Below are 3961 nucleotides of genomic sequence, written 5' to 3'. Positions count from 1 at the left end.
TGTTCAGCGGGCTCAATACCCTGGCCCATGAGGCGCTGGGGCGCACGTGGGCGGGCGAACAGCCGGCGCAGCCGGCGTCACTGATCCAGCGGCTGCGCCAGGTGCTGGCACCGCCGCGCAGCGCTTTTCCGGCGCTTGAGATCGAACCCTTGTCGCCCCCCGGCAAGCGTCTGGCCGGCGCCGCCGACAGCATCGGCCGCGCCATGCAGCAGTGGCAGCGACTGCTGGCCGGCAGTCAGGCCAGCCTGACATTCATCCTGCAGCCGCTGCTGCCGTGGTGCCGGGACACGCCACCCCTTGGCGAGCAGCGCATGCTGAAGTCCCTTGAAAAACAACCCCGCCCTTTCGACCACCTGCTGGCCGGCGTGCTCGACAACCGGCTGCACGCCGACTTTTTCGGGCGCATCAAAGACCAGTGCGAACCGGTCCGCTGCCATGACATGAACAGCATGCTCAGCAGCTCGCCGGTGTTCGCCGAAAACCTCTTCGTTGACCGCCTGCACCTCAACGACCTGGGCAACAATGCGTTGGCCAAGATCATCTTCGCCAGGCTCGGCCTGGCCCAGGAAAAGCGCCCGAATCGCAGGGTCACCCCGATCAAGCTCGTCAGAGACTGATGGAAGTGGGTTTCGGCACACCTCAGGCATCGCTAGAATAGGACCTTGTCGCTCCTGATTCGCCTGAGACGTCCAGTACTGCCATGAACCTTGAAGTCGTCCATCGCCCGGCCATCGCCGGCTCACGCTCCTCGCCGCAGGCCCAGCAGTGATCTGCGTCCGCGCCATGCCTGCCCTGCTCGCCGCATGCCTGCCGATCGCCAGCCAGGCGCTGGAAGTGAACATCGATCCGCATGCCGACCTGCTGTATCGCCAGGCATTGCCCCTGCTCGAGCAGGCCGACAATCAGGAAGAGCCGAGCCCCTTGCGCGCCTCCGAGGGTGATCCGGAACTGAGCCGGCAAGGCCAGGCCATGGCCCGCACCTTGCCCACCGCGGTCGCCCTGCTGAAAAAGTCCGTCGCGCTGGGGCACCCCGTCGCGCAGTACCGGCTCGCGCTCTACTACATGACCTACCTGCCCGCCAATCAGATTCCGGATGCTGCCTGCCCGCTGCTGCAGGCCAGCCTGCAACAAGGTTTCGCGCCCCCTGCCCCGGCCATCGCCACCTGGTGTCCGCCCTACAGTGCCAGCAAGGCCTACCGGGCGTCGATGGAGTCCATCCCGGCGATGGCTACCCTGTATGCGCCGTATTACCCCCAGCCTGCCGTGCGGCTGGCCTGCAACCGCAGCCGTCCGCAAGGATTGCAGATGCAGTGGGGCCGCCAGCGTGACTACCAGGCCTAGGTCTACCGTCTGCTGAGCGACCTCGATCCGCAGCATCGCCAGTCGCTGTTGCAGAAAGCGGTGGAGATCAACGGCTGCACCGCCGCCCAGCAGCGTCTGCTGAGCAATCACTGACAGGCGCGCGCAGAGCAAGATCGTTCAAGCCAGACAGCCGCGCCTCTGGCATGCTTGGCTGCCTTGTCCATCAGTCGTTCCTGCCATGTCCATCCACGCCTCCACAGCACGCCAGGCCTTTGTCCTCGGCGCCATCGCCATCCTGCCACTGTCGCTGGCCGTTGCCCCGTGGGGCCTGCTGGCAGGCTCCATGGCCATCGAAGCCGACCTCAGCCCGTGGGCAGGTCAGGGGTTATCGGCCATCGTCTTCGCAGGGGCTGCGCAACTGGTCGCCATCGGCATGCTCAAGGGCGGCGCGAGTCTGTTCTCGATTCTTCTGACGACATTGCTGCTGACCTCGCAGCACCTGCTCTACGGCTTGTCGATGCGCCCGGTGATGTCCGGGCTGCCACTGCGCTGGCGGCTGGGCCTGGGTTTCCTGCTCACCGACGAGTGCTTCGCATTGACCAACCGCCATGACCAGGCGCAGTTCAACCGCTGGTATGCCCTCGGCGTCGGGCTGACCTTCTACGTGGCGTGGAATCTGTTCACCCTGGCCGGCATCCTGCTGGGCCAGAACATCCCACACCTGGACCAGCTGGGGCTGGACTTCTCCATTGTCGCGACCTTCGTGGCCTTGATCGCACCCTTGGTGCGCAATGTGCCCACCGTGGTGTGCGTGGCGGTGTCGCTGTTCTGTTCGGTGCTGTTCAGCACCTGGCATTGGGAAACCGCCCTGGTGCTCGCGGGCTTGCTTGGAATGGCGGCCGGTTTTGCCTGCCAGAAATTCACGGGGGCACGGGCATGATCCTGCTGCTGATTATCGGCATGGGGCTGGTGGTGTTCCTCAACCGCTATGCGTTCCTGGAACCTCGCCTGCCCTTGCGCCTGAGCTCCAATGCCCGGCAGTTCCTGGGCTTTGCGGTGCCCGGCATGCTGACCGCCATCTGCGGCCCGATCATCTTCCTGCCGGGCCATCAACTCGACCTTGGCCTGGACAACCCCTACCTGCTGGGCGCGGTGGTCGCCGTGGTGCTGGTGCTGTGGACCCGCAGCGTGCTGCTGAGCATGCTGGTGAGCATGGTGGTGTTCTTCATCCTGCGCACCTGGATGACCGGCGCGGCATGAGCGCCCAGCCCCGGGAGTTCGCGGGCCAGAGTCATCCGAACCGGCAGTTCAAACAGGCGTTAGGGGATGACCCCGCGGGCGTATCGAAGTGCGCTTTGCGCTGAGCGCTGATTATCGCTTGCAGGCCAGCGCCCTTGCCGTGCGCTGCTAAACTGTCAGGGCTGAAATGGAGGATGCCATCATGTCCGCAAAAGAGCTCACGACCCTTTTGACGTTGATCAATCAGCGTCAATCCCGTTTGACCAGCGCCTGCACGGAGATCGCCGACTGGATCGACCGGCAGGGCGATGTGCCCGCGGCAGGCAAGATCCGCGAAAGCCTCAAGGCACTGGAGGCTGATGAAGTGCAAGTTAGAAGGACACTGACCTCGCTGAATACCGACAGGCCGCTGCCGCGCTTTCGGTGAGCGGGCACCGTGCCTGTCAGGTCATTGCGGTGACGGCGCAGCTCAGTGCTGGTGCATGTGCTCGTGACCGGCGCCAGCGGTCAGCGGCCGTACGGGCGCCTGGACCTGCAGCGTCTGGCGCTGGCCCTTGCTGTCTTCAATGGTGAGGGTCAGAGGTACTTGCTGGCCCTCCTTCACCTGATCGACCAGCCCCATGAGCATCACGTGCAGGCCGCTCGGATCAAGGCTGACGGCCTTGCCGGCGGGCAGCGCGACGCTGGTCACTTCGCGCATGCCCATGACGTCGCCGTTCATGGTCATTTCATGGACCTGCACGGTCTTGGCAACCGGCGAGGCAACGCTGAGCAGCTTGCTGTCGTCGCTGGCGGTGAGGGTCATGAAGGCGCCGGTGGCCTGCTGGTGTGGCACGCTGGCACGAACCCAGGCGTCGCTGACGGTGGTGTCGGCGAGCACGGGCAGCGCCAGGGCGCACAGGGCCAGGGCCGCGAGGCCACGCTTGAATACTGGAATCGAAACAGCCATTAGCAGATCTCCATGAGGGCGAGCAGGTCTTCGGTGCATTCCTTGGCATTCAGCGAATGGCCGAGGCTCAGGCGCAAGGTGCCGCGTGAATCGTAGACGTAGCTGGTGGACGTGTGCGAGATGGTGTACGTATCGCCCGCAGGAACCTTCTCGTGGAACACCTTGAACTCCCTGGCCACCGCGTCAATCTCTTCGGGAGTGCCGGTGAGCGCGGTGAACGAAGGATCGAAGGCCTTCACATAGGCATCGAGCACTTCGGGCGTGTCGCGCTCAGGATCAAGGGTGATGAACACCACCTGCAGGAAACCCGCGTCGCGGCCCATCAGCTTCTTGATCTGCGCCGCGCGCGCCAGGGTGGTCGGGCAGACCATCGGGCACTGGGTGAAGCCGAAGAAGAACATCGGCATCGAGCCGTAGTAGCTGGAGAGCGTACGAACGTTGCCCTGGGTGTCCTTGAGCTTGAAGGAGCGG

General features: G+C 64.6%; 5 protein-coding genes and 2 pseudogenes. 5 read left to right on the top strand and 2 right to left on the bottom strand.

Annotated features, from left to right (window positions below):
- From VJS90_RS00685 to VJS90_RS00665, 5 genes and pseudogenes are all read left to right on the top strand, one after another.
- Positions 1-617 (top strand): annotated as a pseudogene (locus tag VJS90_RS00685) (hypothetical protein); the annotation flags it as partial.
- 166 nt (positions 618-783) lie between these two features.
- Positions 784-1455: pseudogene (locus VJS90_RS00680) on the top strand (sel1 repeat family protein).
- Positions 1456-1540: 85 nt separating this feature from the next.
- Positions 1541-2242 carry an AzlC family ABC transporter permease gene (locus VJS90_RS00675; RefSeq protein WP_324118131.1) on the top strand — a complete coding sequence of 234 codons (702 nt, stop codon included), beginning with the start codon at positions 1541-1543 and terminating at the stop codon, positions 2240-2242.
- The gene (locus tag VJS90_RS00670) at positions 2239-2562 is read left to right on the top strand and encodes an AzlD domain-containing protein (protein WP_324118129.1); all 324 of its coding nucleotides are present in this window, start codon (positions 2239-2241) and stop codon (positions 2560-2562) included. The genes VJS90_RS00675 and VJS90_RS00670 overlap by 4 nt, the downstream gene beginning before the upstream one ends.
- Before the next feature lie 181 nt (positions 2563-2743).
- Positions 2744-2968, top strand: coding sequence for a hypothetical protein (locus tag VJS90_RS00665; protein ID WP_324118127.1), 225 nt, complete (start codon positions 2744-2746; stop codon positions 2966-2968).
- Between the two features lie 42 nt (positions 2969-3010).
- On the opposite strand, the gene VJS90_RS00660 is transcribed toward VJS90_RS00665, so the two are convergent.
- Together VJS90_RS00660 and VJS90_RS00655 are read right to left on the bottom strand one after the other, a co-directional pair.
- Positions 3011-3490, bottom strand: a complete 480-nt coding sequence (locus VJS90_RS00660) for a copper chaperone PCu(A)C (RefSeq protein WP_324118125.1) — start codon at positions 3488-3490, stop codon at positions 3011-3013.
- Positions 3490-3961 (bottom strand): SCO family protein (locus VJS90_RS00655; RefSeq protein WP_324118123.1); only part of this gene is annotated, 472 nt, incomplete at its 5' end. The genes VJS90_RS00655 and VJS90_RS00660, both read right to left, overlap by 1 nt.

Source organism: Pseudomonas sp., from assembly GCF_035277045.1.
Taxonomy (GTDB): Bacteria; Pseudomonadota; Gammaproteobacteria; order Pseudomonadales; family Pseudomonadaceae; genus Aquipseudomonas.
This window is presented reverse-complemented; position numbering and strand designations above follow the sequence as displayed.

What these genes read in the sequence shown, in the direction of transcription:
- VJS90_RS00665 (WP_324118127.1), top strand. Translation starts at nt 2,744, where the DNA reads ATGTCCGCAAAAGAGCTCACGACCCTTTTGACGTTGATCAATCAGCGT.
- VJS90_RS00670 (WP_324118129.1), top strand. Translation starts at nt 2,239, where the DNA reads ATGATCCTGCTGCTGATTATCGGCATGGGGCTGGTGGTGTTCCTCAAC.
- VJS90_RS00660 (WP_324118125.1), bottom strand. Translation starts at nt 3,490, where the DNA reads ATGGCTGTTTCGATTCCAGTATTCAAGCGTGGCCTCGCGGCCCTGGCC.
- VJS90_RS00675 (WP_324118131.1), top strand. Translation starts at nt 1,541, where the DNA reads ATGTCCATCCACGCCTCCACAGCACGCCAGGCCTTTGTCCTCGGCGCC.